The organism is Streptomyces sp. NPDC054783, assembly GCF_053611725.1.
Map to the genome: position 1 here is coordinate 157,414 of NZ_JBSHAY010000019.1, position 16,935 is coordinate 174,348.

Below are 16,935 nucleotides of genomic sequence, written 5' to 3' on the forward strand. Positions count from 1 at the left end.
CGACTCCTGTCTTGTGCCGTCGTGTCAGAGCGCGTCCGGGCCGCGCTCGCCGGTGCGGACCCGTACGGCCGTCTCGACCGGCGTGGACCAGACCTTGCCGTCACCGATCTTGCCGGTTCGGGCCGCCTTGACGACGACCTCGATCAGCTGCTCGGCGTCGTCGTCCTCGGCCAGCACCTCGATGCGGATCTTCGGCACCAGGTCGACGGTGTACTCGGCACCGCGGTAGACCTCGGTGTGGCCCCGCTGACGACCGTAGCCGCTGGCCTCGGTGACCGTCAGGCCGTGGACGCCGAAGGCCTGCAGGGCCTCCTTGATCTCATCCAGCCGGTGGGGCTTGACGACGGCGGTGATGAGCTTCATGCGTCCACCTTCTTGATCTGCGTGGCGGCCGGGGCGGGGGCGTGCGCGGCGGAGCCGATGACACCGCCGCCGGCGCCGCTGAAGTCGTAGGCGGTCTCGGCGTGCTCGGCCTGGTCGATGCCGGAGATCTCCTCGTCCTCGGTGACCCGCATGCCGATCGTCTTGTCGAGCAGGAAGGCGAGGACGGCGGAGACGATCAGCGAGTAGGCGAGGACCGCGCCGACACCGGCGCACTGCTTCCACAGCTGGGTGAAGGAGTGGTCGCCGTAGAAGACACCGGTCGCGGTGGACTGGCCCTTGCCGGTGGCGAAGAAGCCGATCAGCAGGGAGCCGATGATGCCGCCGACCATGTGGACGCCGACGACGTCGAGGGAGTCGTCGTAGCCGAACCTGAACTTCAGGCCCACGGCCGCGGCGCAGGCGACACCGGCGATGGCGCCGACGGCGATCGCGCCGATCGGGGAGACCGCGCCGCCGGACGGGGTGATCGCGACCAGACCGGCGACCGCGCCGGAGGCGGCGCCCAGCGTGGTGAACGCGCCGTGGCGGATCTTCTCGTAGGCGAGCCAGGCCAGCATGGCGGCGGCCGTCGCGACCTGCGTGTTGACGAACATCAGCGCGCCGACGCCGTCGTCGTTGCCGAGCCAGGAGCCCGCGTTGAATCCGAACCAGCCGAACCACAGCAGACCGGCACCGAGCATGACCAGCGGGAGACTGTGCGGGCGCATCGGGTCCTTCTTGAAGCCGACGCGCTTGCCGATGACGAGGATGACACCGAGCGCCGCGGCGCCCGCGTTGATGTGGACCGCCGTACCACCCGCGAAGTCGATCACACCGAGCTTGAAGGCCCAGCCGTCGGCACCCCAGACCCAGTGGGCGACCGGCACGTAGACGAGCGTGAGCCACAGGGCGATGAACAGCGACCAGGCCGAGAACTTGACGCGGTCCGCGAGGGCGCCGCTTATCAGGGCCGGGGTGATGATCGCGAACATCATCTGGAAGACCATGAACACGAAGATCGGGATGGTGTAGCCGGGCCAGAGCTCGGTCAGTCCGATCTTGCGGAGGCCGAACCAGTCGGAGTCCCAGCCGATGAGGCTGTTGTTCGTGCCGAAGGCGAGGGAGAAGCCGTAGAGCACCCACAGAATGGTGACGATCCCCATGCTGATGAAGCTCATCATCAGCATGTTCAGGGTGCTCTTGACGCGGACCATGCCCCCGTAGAAGAAGGCGAGACCCGGCGTCATGATCAGTACCAGGGCGGAAGCAATGAGCATGAAGCCTGTGTTCGCGGACGACAGCTTGGGTGCCTCCGCGGCAAGCGTGATGGCTGGTGCCATCGGCGTCTCCTCGTCGGTTGGTACGGCCCCGTGCGGGCGGTGCCTGAGCGGTCCGGCGGGTGTGGGGTGTGGGCCGGTTATGCGCCACGAGATTGACGCAGCGCGGTTTCGGTGGAAGCCCCTCGTTGTTTCGCCGGAGTGACGAAGGCGCCCTGCTTGTTACGCCTGGATGAACCGCCGGATTCGCGGCTCGGCGATCGTTATCGTGACGCAACCATCGCCGGAAGATCACCCCGCGGACACAGGCCGGCCGCGGCGGGCCTCCCGATGACCTGGCGTGGGGGAGCCGAGTCGGGCAGTTCGGGAGGACCGGCCGCGGCCGGGGCGGGGGGAGCCGGTTGCGTCAGACCGCTTCGGCGGTCTCCGGCAGGTCGACGGAGAGCTGATCGGTGAGGTCGGCCACGGCGGTGAGGTCGCCGTAGTCCCGTACGGCCGTGTCGACCGTCTTTCGAATACGAGTGTTCACACGCTCGGAGCGGACCTTCTTGGCGATGTCCATGGCCTGGGAGGCATACACCGTGCTCTGCTCGGGCTCGCGCTGGAGCAGGTGCACGGTGGCCATGCCGATCAGGTTCAGCGCGTACGACCGCTGGTGCTCGCCGTCCTCGGCGAACTTCTCCACCGCCTTCCGCATCAGCGGCTCGGCGAGGGAGGCGTAGGCGGGGCTGCGTCCGGCGACGTAGGCGAGGTCGCGGAAGGAGTGGGAGTTCTCGCCGTACAGCTCGGCCTCGGAGAAGAAGCGGATCCAGTCGGGGTCCGGCTCGTCCCACTCGTCGGCCTCGGCGAAGGTGTCCTCGGCCATGCGGACCGCGCGCTTGGTCTTGCCGGGCTGGCCCATGTTGGCGTAGGCACGGGCCTCCATCGCATACAGCATGGACTGGGTGCGCGGGCTCGCGCAGTCGCGGCTGCCGTACTGGGCGAGGTGGATCAGCTCCAGGGCGTCGTCGGGCCGGCCGAGGTGGATCATCTGGCGGCTCATGCTGGAGAGGATGTACGAGCCGAGGGGCTTGTCACCGGCCTCCTTGGCCGCGTGCAGGGCGAGGACGAAGTACTTCTGGGCGGTGGGCTGCAGGCCCACGTCGTACGACATCCAGCCCGCCAGTTCGGCCAGCTCGGCGGCGACCTTGAAGAGCTTGCGGGTGGTGGCCTCGGGCTGGGGTTCCTGGAGCAGGTCGGTGACCTCGTGCAGCTGGCCGACGACCGCCTTGCGGCGCAGGCCACCGCCGCACTGGGCGTCCCACTGCCGGAACATGCGCGTGGTTGACTCCAGGAGGTCCAGCTCGGGCTTGGACAGGCGGCCCGGCCTGCGGGAGTCGAGGAGGGGCTCCGGCTCCGGCGGGAGGGGGGAGGCGGGGCTCGGGACGAGCCAGCGCTGCATGGGCTCGATGAGGGAGGGGCCCGCGGACAGCGCCAGGGAGGTGCCGAGGAAACCGCGCCGGGCCAGCATCAGGTCGCTGCGCGAGAACTCGCTGAGCAGGGCGACCGTCTGCGGGGCCGTCCAGGGCAGGTCGACACCGGACGCGGAGGGTGACTGGCGGGCGGCGCGCAGGCCGAGGTCCTCGATGGAGACCACACAGCCGAAGCGCTCGGAGAACAGCTCCGAGAGGATCCGCGGGATCGGCTCGCGCGGATTCTCCCCGTCCAGCCAGCGGCGCACGCGCGAGGTGTCGGTGGAGATGTGGTTGGCACCCAACTGGCGTGCCCGGCGGTTCACTTGGCGGGCCAGCTCGCCCTTGGACCAGCCGCTGCGCACGAACCACGAGCCGAGCAGGTCATTGGGGCGCTTGTCAGCGTTCGTCACGCTACCGCCGTTGCCGCTCACTGGAACGCCCCCATCCCTGAGACCACTTGTCGTCGAGTGCGCCAAGCCTTATCAGAATGCCGGTAAATACGGCCTCTTGTCCGCCGGTTCTCACCCTTCGAACGAGCTGACGACTCGCCTCCGGCATACCCAACCATGCATATGCCGCCCGGACTCGCACACTCACAGTAATCCTACGATCACCCGCCCAGCCACGGGGATCCCGGAAACGCCACCATTCGCCACCCCTTCGAATGAACTCACGGTCGGCCGTACGCGATTCACTTGACATAGGACGGCCGGAAGTGGGCGGAGTGATGCGCACAGGGGCGCGAACACCCCGATGCGCCACCCGTTGCACCTCAAGGCGCTGCCTTGACCTCGCGTCGAACGGGGAAGGCGGAGCCGTAGCGTTACGTTCCGCTTCCGTCTCGTTCCGTGTCGTAACCACCGGCGCGCTGGACCCGTTGGAGGGGGCATGGGCTTCACGATCGGCGGCATTCGCGAGATCCGTTCCGGCACGCGCCGGCGCGGCCGTTCGTCGGATTGCACCGCCGTCGCCGAGTTCACCGGGCTGTGGGGCTGGGACGTGGTGCCCGGAGCGCGGGCCGCGGCGGGCGTCTGCTCGTGCGGACACGCCGGCTGCCCGGCGCCGGGCGCGCATCCGCTGGACTTCGCGCCCCCCGTGCCGGCCGGGGCCACGCTGGACGCGGCGAGCAAGGCCTGGTCGGAGTTCCCGGGCGCCGCGGTGATGTTGCCGGTGGGCCGGGCGTTCGACGTGATCGAGGTCTCCGAGGCCGCCGGCCGCCGCGCCCTGGCCCGCCTGGAGCGGATGGGACTCCCCCTCGGTCCGGTGACCGCGACCCCGGACGGCCGCGCCCACTTCTTCGTCGCGCCCGGCGCCGCCGCCGAGCTCCCCCGGCTGCTCTACCGCATGGGCTGGGACGACCCCTCGGCCCTGGACCTGCGCGGCCTCGGCCCCGGTACGCACATCACCGCCCCGCCCTCCGACCGCGGCGGCCTGGGCCCGGCACGCTGGCTGCGCCCACCCGCGCTGGACTCGGCGACCCGGCCTCCGGCGGCACGGCTGCTGCTGGGGACGCTGGCGTATGTGGCGCACCGGTCGCGGGCACGGACGTAACCGGCCGCACGCGCACCGGCAGGGCGAAGCGCCCGACTCCAACTGCACCTTGGGGCCGGGCGCTTCTTGTCGGCCACCGAATCCGGTAACCGCTCACCCACACGTCCGCCAACGCCTCCGACGCGACCTCGCCGACTACGCCCGGCCCCGGCGCGCACGGCAACCATCACCGGCCGGGCACAGCAACCATCAGTTGAAGCACCACGACGGCGGGCAACCACGTCCGCGAGGGCGGTGCCGGTTCAGGCGGAAAAAGAGGCGGCGCCCGTCCCCCACTGGACCTTGGGGCGGGCGCTCCTCGAAAGCACTTGGTAAATCTGCTGGGCCTTCAGTCACCGATCAGCGCGTCCACGAACGCCTCGGGCTCGAACGGTGCCAGATCGTCCGCGCCCTCGCCGAGGCCGACCAGCTTGACCGGTACGCCCAGCTCGCGCTGGACCGCGACGACGATGCCGCCCTTGGCCGTGCCGTCCAGCTTGGTCAGCACGATGCCGGTGATGTCCACGACCTCCGCGAAGACGCGGGCCTGGACCAGGCCGTTCTGGCCGGTGGTGGCGTCGAGGACGAGCAGCACCTCGTCGAGCGGCGCGTGCTTCTCCACGACGCGCTTGACCTTGCCGAGCTCGTCCATGAGGCCGGTCTTGGTGTGCAGGCGGCCGGCGGTGTCGATGAGGACGACGTCGACCCCCATCTCCTTGCCTTCCTTGACCGCGTCGAAGGCGACGGAGGCGGGGTCCCCGGCCTCCGGTCCGCGCACGGTGTAGGCGCCGACCCGCTCGCCCCAGGTCTGCAGCTGGTCGGCGGCGGCGGCGCGGAAGGTGTCGGCGGCGCCCAGGACGACGGTGCGGCCGTCGGCCACGAGCACGCGCGCGAGCTTGCCGGTGGTGGTGGTCTTGCCGGTGCCGTTGACACCGACGACCATCACGATGCCGGGCTTGCGGTCCTCGGGCTCGGTTTTGACGGTGCGGTCGAAGTCCGTGCCGACGATCTTGAGCAGCTCCTCGCGCAGCAGGCTGCGAAGCTCCGCGGGGGTGCGGGTGCCGAGCACCTTCACACGCTCGCGCAGGCTCTCGACCAGCTCCTGGGTGGGCTGCACGCCGACGTCGGCGGTGAGCAGCGTGTCCTCGATCTCCTCCCAGGTCTCGTCGTCCAGGTGCTCACGCGAGAGCAGCGTGAGCAGGCCCTTGCCGAGGGCGGTCTGGGAGCGGGACAGGCGGGCGCGCAGGCGGACCAGCCGGCCCGCGGTGGGCTCCGGGATCTCGATCTCGGGAGCCTCGACAGCGGGAGGCTCCTCCACGACGACCGGGGCGGGGCCGCCGGGGAGGTCCACCTCCTCGATGGTCCGGCGAGGTTCTTCGCGCGGCGTCTCGGCCTCTTCGCCGACGTGCGGCTCGGCCGGGGGCGCGGTGATGTCGGGCGTCTTCGGGGGCGGCGGAGGCAGCGGCTTCTTGCGCCGGGTGCCCACCAGCAGCCCGCCGAGCGCCGCGAGCACGACGACGGCGATGACTACAGCAAGGATGACGGTTTCCATAACGGGTCCAGTATCAGCCATGGGTTGCCGCGGAAGGCTGTTTGTGTCTTCCTCTGAGAGACAAACGCCACTTAATACGAGGACTCGGAGCAAAGTACGATGGTGGCGACTCGGTCGACGCGCGTAGAGTCCCGACCGTCCCCTGTCCCCCCACGTCTGGTGCCCCTTTTTCATGAGCAAAACCGTCGAGACCGAAGGCGCTCTCGAGACCCGAGGCATCGAGCAGGTCCCGGATCACGAGCGCACTGCGAAGACCCGTGAGCTGTTCCCCACCTGGGTCGGCGCCAACATCAGCGTGCTGCTGCTGACGATGGGCGCGAGCCTCGTCGTCGCGTACCACCTGAACATCTGGCAGGCGCTCGTCGTCGCGGCGGCGGCGCCGGTCGTGTCGTACGGCCTGGTCGGTCTGATCGGTATCGCGGGCAAGCGCGGTGGCGCGCCCGGCATGGCGCTCTCGCGCGCGGTCTTCGGCCAGCGCGGCAACCTGCTGCCCGGTTCGCTGATCTGGGTCGCGCGCTGGGGCTGGGAGACGATCAACGCGGTCACCGGCGCCTACGCGATGCTGACCATCCTGGACATCGTGTTCGGGCTGAAGGCCAACAGCGTGCTGGACATGGTGATGCTGCTGGTGTTCGTCGTCGCGACCTTCGCGATCTCGGGCCTCGGCATCAACGCCGTACAGAAGTGCAACAAGTACGCCACGTACCTCTTCGGCGTCTTCTCGGTGCTGGTCCTCGCCTACCTGGCGGCGAACACCGACTGGTCGAAGGTGATGCACCACGGCGGGGGCTCGACGGCCGCGGTGATCACCGGCGTCGGCATGATCGCGGCCGGCGGTGTCAGCTGGATCCCGTCCGCGCCGGACTTCACCCGCTACCTCCCCCGCACGGCGTCCTCGAAGGCGATCGTCGGTACGGCGGTGGGCGGTGCCGGCATCGTCGTCCTGCCCATGGTCCTGATGGGCGCGGTGATGGCGGTGTCCACGCCGGACCTGGCCTCGGCCACCGATCCGGTGTCCTTCCTCGGCGAGATCCTGCCGACGTGGATCGCGGTGCCGTACCTGTTCATCGCGCTGATCGGCATGCTGCTGATCAACTCGATGTCGATGTACTCGGCGGGCTTCACCGCGCAGACCCTGGGCTTCAAGGTGCCGCGGCACTGGGCGGTCTCGGTGAACGCCGTGATCTCGCTGGTCTTCGGCGGTGTGCTGATGCTGGTGGCGACGAGCTTCATGGGCTCGTTCATCGCCTTCCTGTCGCTGCTGGCGGTCGCATTCTCCGCCTGGGTCGGCGTCTTCGGCGCGGACATGCTGCGCCGCACCGAGTACGACGGCCGCGCCATGACGGACACCACCCGCACCAGCGCCTACTGGTACAAGGGCGGCTTCTCGCCCGCGGCCGTGGCCGCCTGGGCGATCGGCCTGGTCTCCGGCCTGATGTTCACGACGTCGGACTGGTTCACCGGCCCGCTGGCGAAGAACAACGTCATCGGCGAGTACGGTCTCGGCTGGGTCGCCACGATCGTGATCTCGGGCCTGCTGTACCTGGCCCTGCCGAAGCCGGCGGTGACGAAGCCGGCCGAGGTCACCGAACCGGCCGAGGAGCGCGCGTCCGTCTCCGTGTGACGGGCCTCAGCCGGGCAGTCCGCTCTTGTGCAGGGCGGCGCTCGCCCGGAATCGGAGGCGGCCGCAGCGGTCCCGGGTGTCCTGGTCCGCGTCCTCGGGGCAGCAGCAGTGGCCGGCCAGCCACCGCAGGTCGGCAGGGTCGAGCCACAGCGCGACCCGGCCCCGGCCGGCCTCCGCCCGTGGATCGGTGGGTACGGCATCGGTCATCCCGCGACTCTACCTCCCGCCTCTCCATGGCCATCTGACGCTGCGTCAGCTACCGTCCCCCTCCACCGCATCGCACCGGAGGGGGACTTCCCATGCCCGTCACGGTCGTCCGTTTCAACCTCGTCGCTCCCGGCGCCACCCCGGCCGCCCTCTCCGCCCGCTACCGGGCCGCCCTGGAGATGGCCGCGTACGCGGACGAGCACGGGATCAGCACCGTGCAGACCGAGGAGCACCACGGCGCGGAGAACAACTGGCTGCCGTCGCCGTTCGCCTTCGCGGGCGCGGTGTTCGGGGCGACCCGCCGGATCGCGGTGACCGTGTCGGCGGTGATCGGCCCGCTGCACGACCCGCTGCGGCTGGCCGAGGAGATCGCCGTACTGGACCTGCTGAGCGGCGGACGGCTGGTGACGGTGGCCGGGATCGGCTACCGGCCCGAGGAGTACGCCCTGTTCGACGTCGACTTCAGACGCCGGGGCCGGCTCCAGGACGAGTTGCTTCAGACCCTGCTCAGGGCGTGGTCCGGCGAGGAGTTCGCCTACCGGGGCCGCACGGTACGGCTCACCCCGCGCCCGTACACCGACCCGCACCCGCTCCTGCTGGTCGGCGGCTCCTCCAAGGCCGCCGCCCGCCGTGCCGCCCGCCTCGGTCTGCCCTTCTTCCCGAGCGCGCATCTGCCGGAGCTGGAGTCGTACTACAAGGAGAAGCTCACCGAGTACGGCACCGAGGGCTGGGTCATGATGCCGGCGGCCGAGACTCCCCTGCTGCACGTCGCCGAGGACCCGGACCGGGCGTGGGCCGAGTACGGCGAGCACTTCCTGCACGAGGCGCGGACCTACGCCTCGTGGCAGTCGGGTGGGATCCGCTCGGCGGTGAAGTCGGCGGCCACGACGGCGGAGGAGCTGCGCGAGGAGGGCGTGTACCGCGTCCTCACTCCAGAGGAGTGCGCGGCACTGGGCGCCGACAGCCTCGTACTGCATCCGCTGGTGGGCGGTATGCCGCTGGAGGAGGGGTGGCGGAGCCTGCGGCTGTTCGCGGAGCGGGTGATTCCGGCACTGGGCGACTGACCTGCGGCGTCCATCCGGTGGTCCGGGCGGGTCGCGGTGCTCCACTGGGACCGTGAGTCTGAGTGTGGATGTGGTCGTCCCGCGGGCCGAACGGCGAGTTCGACGCGCTCGACGTGCCCGAGGGGTGCAATGACTCGGCAGGGTTCGAGTCCTGGCGGCGGAAGGTGTGGGGATCGGAGGTGGTGCGCTCGCTGGGCGCCCGTTACCTCCCCCTGCTCGACGGCGACTGGATGGCGGTCCCGACCGAGGAGCTTCCCCGGTTCCTTGAGGAGATCGCTCTGTTGCGCACCCACCTGGACATGATCTGCGCGGCGCTCGGGGAGCATCCGTACGGGATCGAGAGCCGCCTGGACAACATCGAGGCGGCGACGCCACGGGCCCAGCGACTCGGCGCCCGCGTTCTCATCCGGTGACCGGCGCGTACGACACCGCCGCCCCCGGACCGGGCAGTGACCGGGCCGGGGGCGGCGGAAGGTACGAGGAGAGGGGCAGCGGGGACTTGGCCCTTCTCCCCGAGTTCACGGGGCTGGTCAGCCCATCTCCTCCAGCGTCTTGCCCTTCGTCTCCTTGACGAACTTCAGGACGAACGGGATCGAGAGCGCGGCGAAGACCGTGTAGATGATGTAGGTGCCGGAGAGGTTCCAGTCGGCCAGCGACGGGAAGCTCGCGGTGATGGCCCAGTTGGCGATCCACTGCGCCGAGGCGGCCACGCCCAGGGCGGCGGCACGGATCTTGTTCGGGAACATCTCGCCGAGGAAGACCCAGACCACCACACCCCACGACAGGGCGAAGAAGAGGACGAACACGTGGGCGGCGATCAGGGCGACCCAGCCCTGGGTGCTCGGGAGCCTGCCGTCGACGAGGTGGTACGAGAACGCCCAGGCCTCCAGCGCGAGACCGACGGCCATGCCGACCGAGCCGATGAGCGCGAGAGGCTTGCGACCGACGCGGTCCACGAAGATCATCGCGATCACGGTGCCGATGATGTTGATGATCGACGTCGTGAAGGAGTAGAAGAACGAGTCCGTCGGGTCGACGCCCACCGACTGCCAGAGGGTGGAGGAGTAGTAGAACGCGACGTTGATGCCGACGAACTGCTGGAAGACCGACAGGCCGATACCGATCCAGACGATCGGCTTGAAGAAGAAGCCACCGCCGAGCAGGTCCTTGAACGTGGACTTGTGCTCGCTCTTCATCGCGTGCTCGATCTCGGCGACGCGGGCGTCCATGTCGACGTCCTTGCCCTCGACCTCGGCGAGGATCTCCTTGGCACGCTCACGCTTGCCGACGGAGAGCAGGAAGCGCGGGGACTCGGGGATCGCGAAGGACAGCATGCCGTAGAGGACGGCCGGGACGACCATGACGCCGAGCATGACCTGCCAGGCCTCCAGGCCCATCAGGTGACCGCGCTGGTTGCCGCCGGCGGAGTTGAGCAGACCCCAGTTGACCAGCTGGGAGACGGCGATGCCGATCACGATCGCGGCCTGCTGGAAGGAACCGAGCCGGCCGCGGTAGGCGGGCGGGGCGACCTCGGCGATGTAGGCGGGGCCGATGACGGAGGCCATGCCGATGGCGAAGCCGCCGACGATGCGCCAGAAGGCGAAGTCCCACAGGGAGAAGGGCAGCGCGGAGCCGACAGCACTGACGACGAAGAGGAGCGCGGCGATCTGCATGACCCGGATGCGGCCGATCCGGTCGGCTATGCGGCCGGCGGTCGCGGCGCCGACGGCGCACCCGATCAGGGCGACGGCGATGACCTGGGCGAGGGCCGCGGAGCCGATGTCGTACTTGGTGCGGATGGCCTCGACCGCGCCGTTGATCACGGAGCTGTCGTAACCGAAGAGGAAGCCGCCCATGGCGGCAGCCGCCGCGATGAAGATGACGTGCCCGAGGTGCTCGGGTTGAGCCGTCCTGGCTCCTGACTGAGGTGCCTGCGCTGTGCTGGTCACGGGGTATCTCCTCGGGCCACGGCAACGCTGCCGTGGGTGGGGGCGAGCCCTTACAGGTGAGACCTGAAGGTAAAAGCAACGTTGCAGAGACTATGCCTTCAAGTTTCGAAGTCAATAGTTCAACGGCTGTGAGTTTTTCGATACACCGAAGGGCTCTATGTTCACTTCTTGAACACAAAGTCAGTTGATCTTGATCGGTTGCGCTCAACGAAGGCGCTGGGAAATGACCTTCGAGACGCCGTCACCCTGCATCGACACGCCGTAGAGCGCGTCGGCGACCTCCATCGTGCGCTTCTGGTGCGTGATCACGATCAGCTGCGAGGCCTCCTGCAGCTCCTGCATGATCCGGATCAGCCGCTGGAGGTTGGTGTCGTCCAGCGCCGCCTCGACCTCGTCCATGACGTAGAAGGGGCTCGGGCGTGCCTTGAAGATCGACACCAGCAGGGCTACCGCCGTCAGCGAGCGCTCGCCGCCCGACAGCAGGGACAGCCGCTTGACCTTCTTGCCCGGCGGGCGCGCCTCGACGTCCACGCCCGTGGTGAGCATGTTGTCGGGATCGGTCAGCACCAGACGGCCCTCACCGCCGGGGAAGAGCCTGCTGAAGACGCCCTCGAACTCGCGGGCGGTGTCCCGGTAGGCCTCGGTGAAGACCTGCTCGACGCGCTCGTCGACCTCCTTCACCACCTGCAGCAGGTCGGCGCGGGTCTTCTTCAGGTCCTCCAGCTGCTCGCTGAGGAACTTGTGGCGCTCCTCCAGCGCCGCGAACTCCTCCAGCGCCAGCGGGTTGACCTTGCCGAGCTGCTGGTACGCCCGCTCGGCGGCCTTGAGGCGCCGCTCCTGTTCGGCGCGGTGGAAGGGCCTGGGCCGGTTGCGCGGATGCTCGGGGTCCTCGGGCAGCACCTCGCCGTCGGCGGGGGGCGAGGGCGGCACGGGCTGGTGCGGGCCGTACTCGGCCACCAGCCCCTCCGGCTCGACACCCAACTCCTCCAGTGCCTTGACCTCCAGCTGCTCTATCCGCAGCCGCTTCTCGGCGCCGAGTACCTCGCCGCGGTGCACCGAATCCGTCAACTTGTCGAGTTCGGCCTTCAGTTCGCGTCCGGCGGTGCGCGCGGCGGTCAGCTCCTGCTCGCGCTGCGCCTTGGCGGCCTCGGCGGCGGCGCGTTCCTGTTCGGCGCGGGCGAGGGAGACCTCGATGTGTGCGAGCAGCTGCCGGGTGCCGGAGGCGACCGCTTCCGCCACGGCCGCCTCGTGCCGCAGCCGGGCGCGGCGCTGCTCGGCACGCGCGCGTGCCTCGCGTTCCGCGCGTGCGGCCCGGTCGAGCGAGTCGGCCCGCCCGGCGAGCCCCTTGACCCGCTCCTCGTGGGTACGGACCTGGAGCCGGGCCTCCATCTCGGTCTGCCGGGCGTTGGCCCCGTCGGCGGCGAGCCGGTCACGTACGGAGGTGTCCGGCTCCTCCTCGACCGGCATCTCCTCGGCCACGGCGAGCCGCTCGGCCAGTTCCTCGGCCTCCTGTACGGCCTTCTCCAGCGCCTCCTGCGCGCGTGCGGCGGCCGCGGCGGACCGTTCGGCCTCGCCCGCCGCCCCCCGCGCCTGCCCGGCGAGCCGGCCGAGCTGCTGGGCGACGGCCGACTTCTCCCGGTCTGCCGCGCGACGCCGCTCCGCGAGTTCCTCCACCAGGGTGGCGGCCTCGGTACGCCGTTCGGCTGCCGCCCGCTGCTCCTGGGCCAGCGCCTCGCAGCGCACCGCCAGGTCGGCCAGCTCGGCTGCGGCCTCGTCCACTGAGGCCTGGACCTCCAGCAGGCTGGGGGCACCGGCCGAGCCGCCGTGGGCGAAGTGGGCACCGAGGAGGTCGCCCTCGGCGGTGACCGCGGTGAGTTCCGGGTGCGCGTAGACGAGGTCCTCGGCGTCCTCCAGGGTGCCGACGACGACGATTCCCTGCAGGAGGCGGTGGACGGCGGGCATGAGGTCGGCGGGGCCGCGGACGAGTTCGGCGGCGAGGAGGGGGGCGCCGGGCCGTGGGGTGTCCGCGGGTTCGCCGTGGCCGGGCGCGCCCACGCGGCGGAGCCGCGTGATGTCTCGCCCCGCGTCCCCTTCGGGTGCTTCCCCCGCCAGCAACAGTGCCGCTCGGCCGCCGTCCTGTTTGCGCAGCAGGCGGATCGCCCCGGCTGCCGCTGCCGGGGTCGTCACGGCGATCGCGTCCGCCGCCGCGCCGAAGGCCGCGGCGAGCGGCACCTCGTAGCCGGGGGTGACCGTCAGCAGTTCCGCCGCCGGTCCCAGGACTCCGGTGAGGCGGTCGCGGGCGCCGAGGAGTATGCCGGTGCCGTCCTTGCGGCGCAGGCCCAGCGCCAGCGCCTCGTGGCGGGCCTGGGTCGCGGCGCGGGTGCGCTCGGCGGTGGTGAGTGCCTCGCGGGCCGCGCTCAGGGCGGCTTCGGACTCGGTGAGCCGGCGCCTGGCGGACTCGTGCTGTTCGGCCAGGTCCGCATCGTCCGCGTCGAGGCCGTCCACCTCGGCCTTCAGGGCCTCGTACTCCTCCTGGGCGCGCACCGCGCGGTCCTGTGCCTCGTCGCGGGCGGTGGCCAGGCGGTCGATCTCGGCCTGGGCCGAAGCCGCCCGGGAGCGGGCCGCGTTGACCTGGCCGGACAGCCGGGCCAGGCCCTCGCGGCGGTCGGCGATGGCGCGGGCGACGTCCTTCAGCCGGCGTTCCTCCAGCGCGAGCTCCCGCTCCAGTTCGGCGCGGTGGGCGACCGTGTCGTCGAGGGCGCGCTGGGCCGCCTCCAGGGCCGCCTCCAGCTCGGCCTCCTGCTCACGGATCCGGGCGGCCTCGCGCTCCATGTCCTCGGGGTCGCGGCCGCGCCGCTCCTCGGGGGGCGCGGAGGTGGCGCTCTTCACCCGGGCGTCGGCGAGCGAGACGGTGCCGCGGACGCGCTCGGCCAGCTGGGAGAGCTCGTACCAGGTCTGCTGGGCGCGCTGGAGGCGCGGCGTGAGCTGCCGTACCTCGTCCTCCAGGAGCCCCTCGCGGTGCAGGGCCTTCTTCAGTTCCTGCTCGGCCGTCTCCTTGCGCTCCTTCAGGGCCGCCTCGTCCGCGATCTCGGCCTTGAGCGCCTGGCGCAGGCGTACGAGGTCGTCGGCGAGGAGTCGCAGGCGTGCGTCGCGCAGGTCCGCCTGGATCACGGCGGCCCGTCTCGCCACCGCCGCCTGGCGGCCCAGTGGCTTCAGCTGGCGGCGCAGTTCGTCGGTCAGGTCCTGCACGCGCGCGAGGTTGGCCTGCATCGCGTCCAGCTTGCGCAGGGCCTTCTCCTTGCGCTTGCGGTGCTTGAGGACACCGGCCGCCTCTTCGATGAAGGCGCGGCGGCCCATCGGATCGGCGTGCAGGACGGAGTCGAGCTGGCCCTGGCCGACGATGACGTGCATCTCCCGGCCGATGCCGGAGTCGGAGAGGAGTTCCTGGATGTCCAGGAGGCGGCAGGTGTCGCCGTTGATCTGGTACTCGCTGCCGCCGTTGCGGAACATGATCCGCGTGATGGTGACCTCGGCGTACTCGATGGGCAGCGCGCCGTCGGAGTTGTCGATGGTCAGGGACACCTCGGCGCGGCCCAGCGGGGGACGGCCGGTGGTGCCGGCGAAGATGACGTCCTCCATCTTGCCGCCGCGCAACGACTTGGCGCCCTGTTCGCCCATGACCCAGCTGAGCGCGTCCACGACATTGGACTTGCCCGAGCCGTTCGGGCCGACGACACACGTGATGCCCGGCTCGAACCGGAGCGTGGTCGCCGAGGCGAACGACTTGAACCCGCGGAGGGTCAGGGCCTTGAGGTGCACGCCGCTGGACTCTACCGGGCGCCGCTATCTCACTCCACGAACACTCGCAACCCCACGGTTTCGCCATTGAACATGCAGGGCACACCGTACGTTAAAGAGGGTGAAAGGATGCGGGGGCAAAGAAAGAAGGGACGCCGAAGCGTCCCTTGCAACTCTGACGGCCGGGTTACGGTCGTCCGATCAACTGAGCGGTTGATACGGCAGCCAGATCGCTGCGACTGCTGTCGTGGAGCGATGCAGTGATCAGGTGAGCGCAGGCTCCGCCTGGTGTGCGTCGATGCTCTCCATGATCCTGTCCTGAGAGGCGGCAGCCGTCAGCGCTTCGTTCTCCGCCTGGATCCTGACGAGCTCGGACTCCAGGTCTTGGACGCGCTGCTGCAGCCGTCGCATCTCGGCGAGGAGTCGAGGGTCGGAGCCGCCGACGTAACCGAGAAGCGCCTTTGCCATGATGGATGGTCCTCCACAATGAGTGACCGACCGATGCGGTGTGGGTCGTGAGGGATTGCACCCGCGGTGCTTGGCACATCCGGGTGTTGCTCTGCTGTTGCTCCATGCCAAACAGCTAAGGTGCGCGGGGCTTTCAGCGTCTCACCAAAAAGTTTGACGGTCAACACGATCACGCCCTGTATTGGCGGGCAAACCGGGGCGCGCGGCCGGAAGAACGGCGGCGCAGCGAGTCATCCGGGGCCTTCAGGGCGTGACGATCAGCTGTTCCTGCGGAGCCTGCCATGCCGGGCCGTTCTTGGCAACCACCAGGTCGTTTCTGCTGTGCGCATGTGCCCCCGGCAGCTCCCCGTGCGCCGGCCTGCGCGCCTTTACAGAACCGGCTCAGCGAATGGCGAAGCCGTCGTAGCCACCGCGGGGTGTGTCCCAGATCTCGGTGACTCCGTCCACATGTCCGGGCGTGTCGTCGCCCTGGAGCCAGCCCAGCAGTCCCTCGCAGCCCTCGCGCGCCCCCTCCGCGACGACCTGGACGCGACCGTCGGCCAAATTGAGAGCAAAACCACTCAGGCCCCCGATCTCCAGTGCCTTGGCACGCGTGAACCAGCGGAAACCCACGCCCTGCACGCGTCCACGCACCCAGGCGACCAGCCGTACATCCTCGCTCATGGGTGCAACCTAACCAGCCGGTGTCGCGCAGGACACATCGCCCGTCGGCGGCATGGGGTACCGTCCCGCCCCAATGCATCTCATATGAAACTCACTCGATCGGGTGAGTCGGGTTGGCCATGGAGAGTCACTCGCCGCGCAGGCACCGGCCGACCGCGAGCACGAGGAAGAGGGCAAGGACATGGGCCGCCACCGACGCTCTGCCGCCGGCCGCGCCGCCAAGGGCCGCGCCACGGGGGTCATACACACGCCGCGCTCCAGCACCGGGAGCGGCACCCCGCAGGACCCGTTCGCGGGTGAGGCCTGGCAGGACTCGGACACCGGTGGCGCCCGGCAGGGCTCGTACCCGGGTGGCGCCCGGCAGGACCCGTACCCAGGCGGCCCCCGGCGGGAGTCGTACCCGGGTGAGATCGTCCGGCGCGGGCGGACGGAGCTCGTCCGGCGTGAACAGGCGCCGCGGGGCATCGCACCGTATCTGAACCCCGAGGCCCACACCCCGGCGACCGGGCTGCAGCCGCTGGCCTATGCCGAGGCGACCGCCAAGGCGCACGCCTATCTGTTCTCGGCCGAGGACGACGGCCCGGGCGGCTCGGGGGGCGGCGGCTTCACCCTGGCCGGCGACCCCTCCCCCGGCCACCGACGCCGGAAGAAGGGCGCGAGGCCGGTGCGCGCGGGCCTGCTCGGGGTGTCCGTGGCCGTGGCCCTCGGTGCGGCCGCCGTGGCCACCGGCGTGGTGCCGGGTCTGCAGAACTACCGGCTCGGCGGCGTCACGCACACCACCGGCGCCGACCGGGTGCAGGTGGTGGACACGCCGAGCAACACGGCCGCCGAGCAGGGCGGCACCTCGGGCAGCGCCGACAGCCCCGTGGGCGGCGCCGGCCCGAGCTCCGGGCCTTCGCAGTCCCCGAGCCCGTCCGCCTCCGCGTCGCAGCCGGCGTCGCCTGCGACGTCGGCGTCCCCCACGCCCACTCCCTCCACGCCCACCC

The 16,935-nt window shown here is 70.4% G+C and carries 13 protein-coding genes and 1 pseudogene; 5 read left to right on the forward strand and 9 right to left on the reverse strand.

What is annotated here, in order from left to right; translation table 11 throughout:
* Positions 1-24: 24 nt before the first annotated feature.
* From ACWGJ5_RS29315 to nsdA, 3 genes are all read right to left on the reverse strand, one after another.
* The gene (locus ACWGJ5_RS29315; RefSeq protein ID WP_453312655.1) at positions 25-363 is read right to left on the reverse strand and encodes a P-II family nitrogen regulator; all 339 of its coding nucleotides are present in this window, start codon (positions 361-363) and stop codon (positions 25-27) included.
* Positions 360-1,703 carry an ammonium transporter gene (locus ACWGJ5_RS29320; RefSeq protein ID WP_453312656.1) on the reverse strand — a complete coding sequence of 448 codons (1,344 nt, stop codon included), beginning with the start codon at positions 1,701-1,703 and terminating at the stop codon, positions 360-362. The genes ACWGJ5_RS29315 and ACWGJ5_RS29320 overlap by 4 nt, the downstream gene beginning before the upstream one ends.
* Positions 1,704-2,046: 343 nt before the next feature.
* Positions 2,047-3,525, reverse strand: a complete 1,479-nt coding sequence (gene nsdA, locus ACWGJ5_RS29325; protein ID WP_453312657.1) for a transcriptional repressor NsdA — start codon at positions 3,523-3,525, stop codon at positions 2,047-2,049.
* A gap of 457 nt (positions 3,526-3,982) precedes the next feature.
* On the opposite strand from nsdA, the gene ACWGJ5_RS29330 reads away from it, so the two are divergent.
* Positions 3,983-4,645 carry a bifunctional DNA primase/polymerase gene (locus ACWGJ5_RS29330; protein WP_453312658.1) on the forward strand — a complete coding sequence of 221 codons (663 nt, stop codon included), beginning with the start codon at positions 3,983-3,985 and terminating at the stop codon, positions 4,643-4,645.
* Positions 4,646-4,973: 328 nt separating this feature from the next.
* Here ACWGJ5_RS29330 and ftsY read toward each other — a convergent pair whose 3' ends face one another.
* Complete coding sequence (gene ftsY / locus ACWGJ5_RS29335) at positions 4,974-6,176, reverse strand: signal recognition particle-docking protein FtsY (protein WP_453312659.1); 1,203 nt, start codon at positions 6,174-6,176, stop codon at positions 4,974-4,976.
* Between the two features lie 172 nt (positions 6,177-6,348).
* On the opposite strand from ftsY, the gene ACWGJ5_RS29340 reads away from it, so the two are divergent.
* Positions 6,349-7,800, forward strand: a complete 1,452-nt coding sequence (locus ACWGJ5_RS29340) for a cytosine permease (RefSeq protein ID WP_453312660.1) — start codon at positions 6,349-6,351, stop codon at positions 7,798-7,800.
* A 6-nt stretch (positions 7,801-7,806) separates the two neighbouring features.
* Here the strand turns inward: ACWGJ5_RS29340 and ACWGJ5_RS29345 are convergent, their stop codons facing one another.
* On the reverse strand, positions 7,807-8,007 hold the full coding sequence (locus tag ACWGJ5_RS29345) for a hypothetical protein (protein ID WP_453312661.1): 201 nt from the start codon (positions 8,005-8,007) through the stop codon (positions 7,807-7,809).
* A gap of 92 nt (positions 8,008-8,099) precedes the next feature.
* On the opposite strand from ACWGJ5_RS29345, the gene ACWGJ5_RS29350 reads away from it, so the two are divergent.
* Complete coding sequence (locus tag ACWGJ5_RS29350) at positions 8,100-9,071, forward strand: LLM class flavin-dependent oxidoreductase (RefSeq protein WP_453312662.1); 972 nt, start codon at positions 8,100-8,102, stop codon at positions 9,069-9,071.
* Between the two features lie 68 nt (positions 9,072-9,139).
* A complete protein-coding gene (locus tag ACWGJ5_RS29355; RefSeq protein WP_453312663.1) occupies positions 9,140-9,484 on the forward strand; it encodes a hypothetical protein in 345 nt (114 codons plus the stop codon).
* A gap of 117 nt (positions 9,485-9,601) precedes the next feature.
* On the opposite strand, the gene ACWGJ5_RS29360 is transcribed toward ACWGJ5_RS29355, so the two are convergent.
* The 4 genes from ACWGJ5_RS29360 to ACWGJ5_RS29375 form a co-directional block, all read right to left on the reverse strand.
* On the reverse strand, positions 9,602-11,020 hold the full coding sequence (locus ACWGJ5_RS29360; RefSeq protein ID WP_453312664.1) for a sugar porter family MFS transporter: 1,419 nt from the start codon (positions 11,018-11,020) through the stop codon (positions 9,602-9,604).
* 204 nt (positions 11,021-11,224) lie between these two features.
* Positions 11,225-14,839 carry a chromosome segregation protein SMC gene (smc, locus tag ACWGJ5_RS29365; RefSeq protein ID WP_453312665.1) on the reverse strand — a complete coding sequence of 1,205 codons (3,615 nt, stop codon included), beginning with the start codon at positions 14,837-14,839 and terminating at the stop codon, positions 11,225-11,227.
* Between the two features lie 243 nt (positions 14,840-15,082).
* Positions 15,083-15,286 (reverse strand): hypothetical protein, encoded by a 204-nt coding sequence (locus ACWGJ5_RS29370; protein ID WP_014675251.1) that lies wholly within the window; start codon positions 15,284-15,286, stop codon positions 15,083-15,085.
* Between the two features lie 381 nt (positions 15,287-15,667).
* Positions 15,668-15,949, reverse strand: coding sequence for an acylphosphatase (locus tag ACWGJ5_RS29375; RefSeq protein WP_453312666.1), 282 nt, complete (start codon positions 15,947-15,949; stop codon positions 15,668-15,670).
* A gap of 103 nt (positions 15,950-16,052) precedes the next feature.
* Here ACWGJ5_RS29375 and ACWGJ5_RS29380 point away from each other — a divergent pair.
* Positions 16,053-16,935, forward strand: a pseudogene (locus tag ACWGJ5_RS29380) (hypothetical protein); the annotation flags it as partial.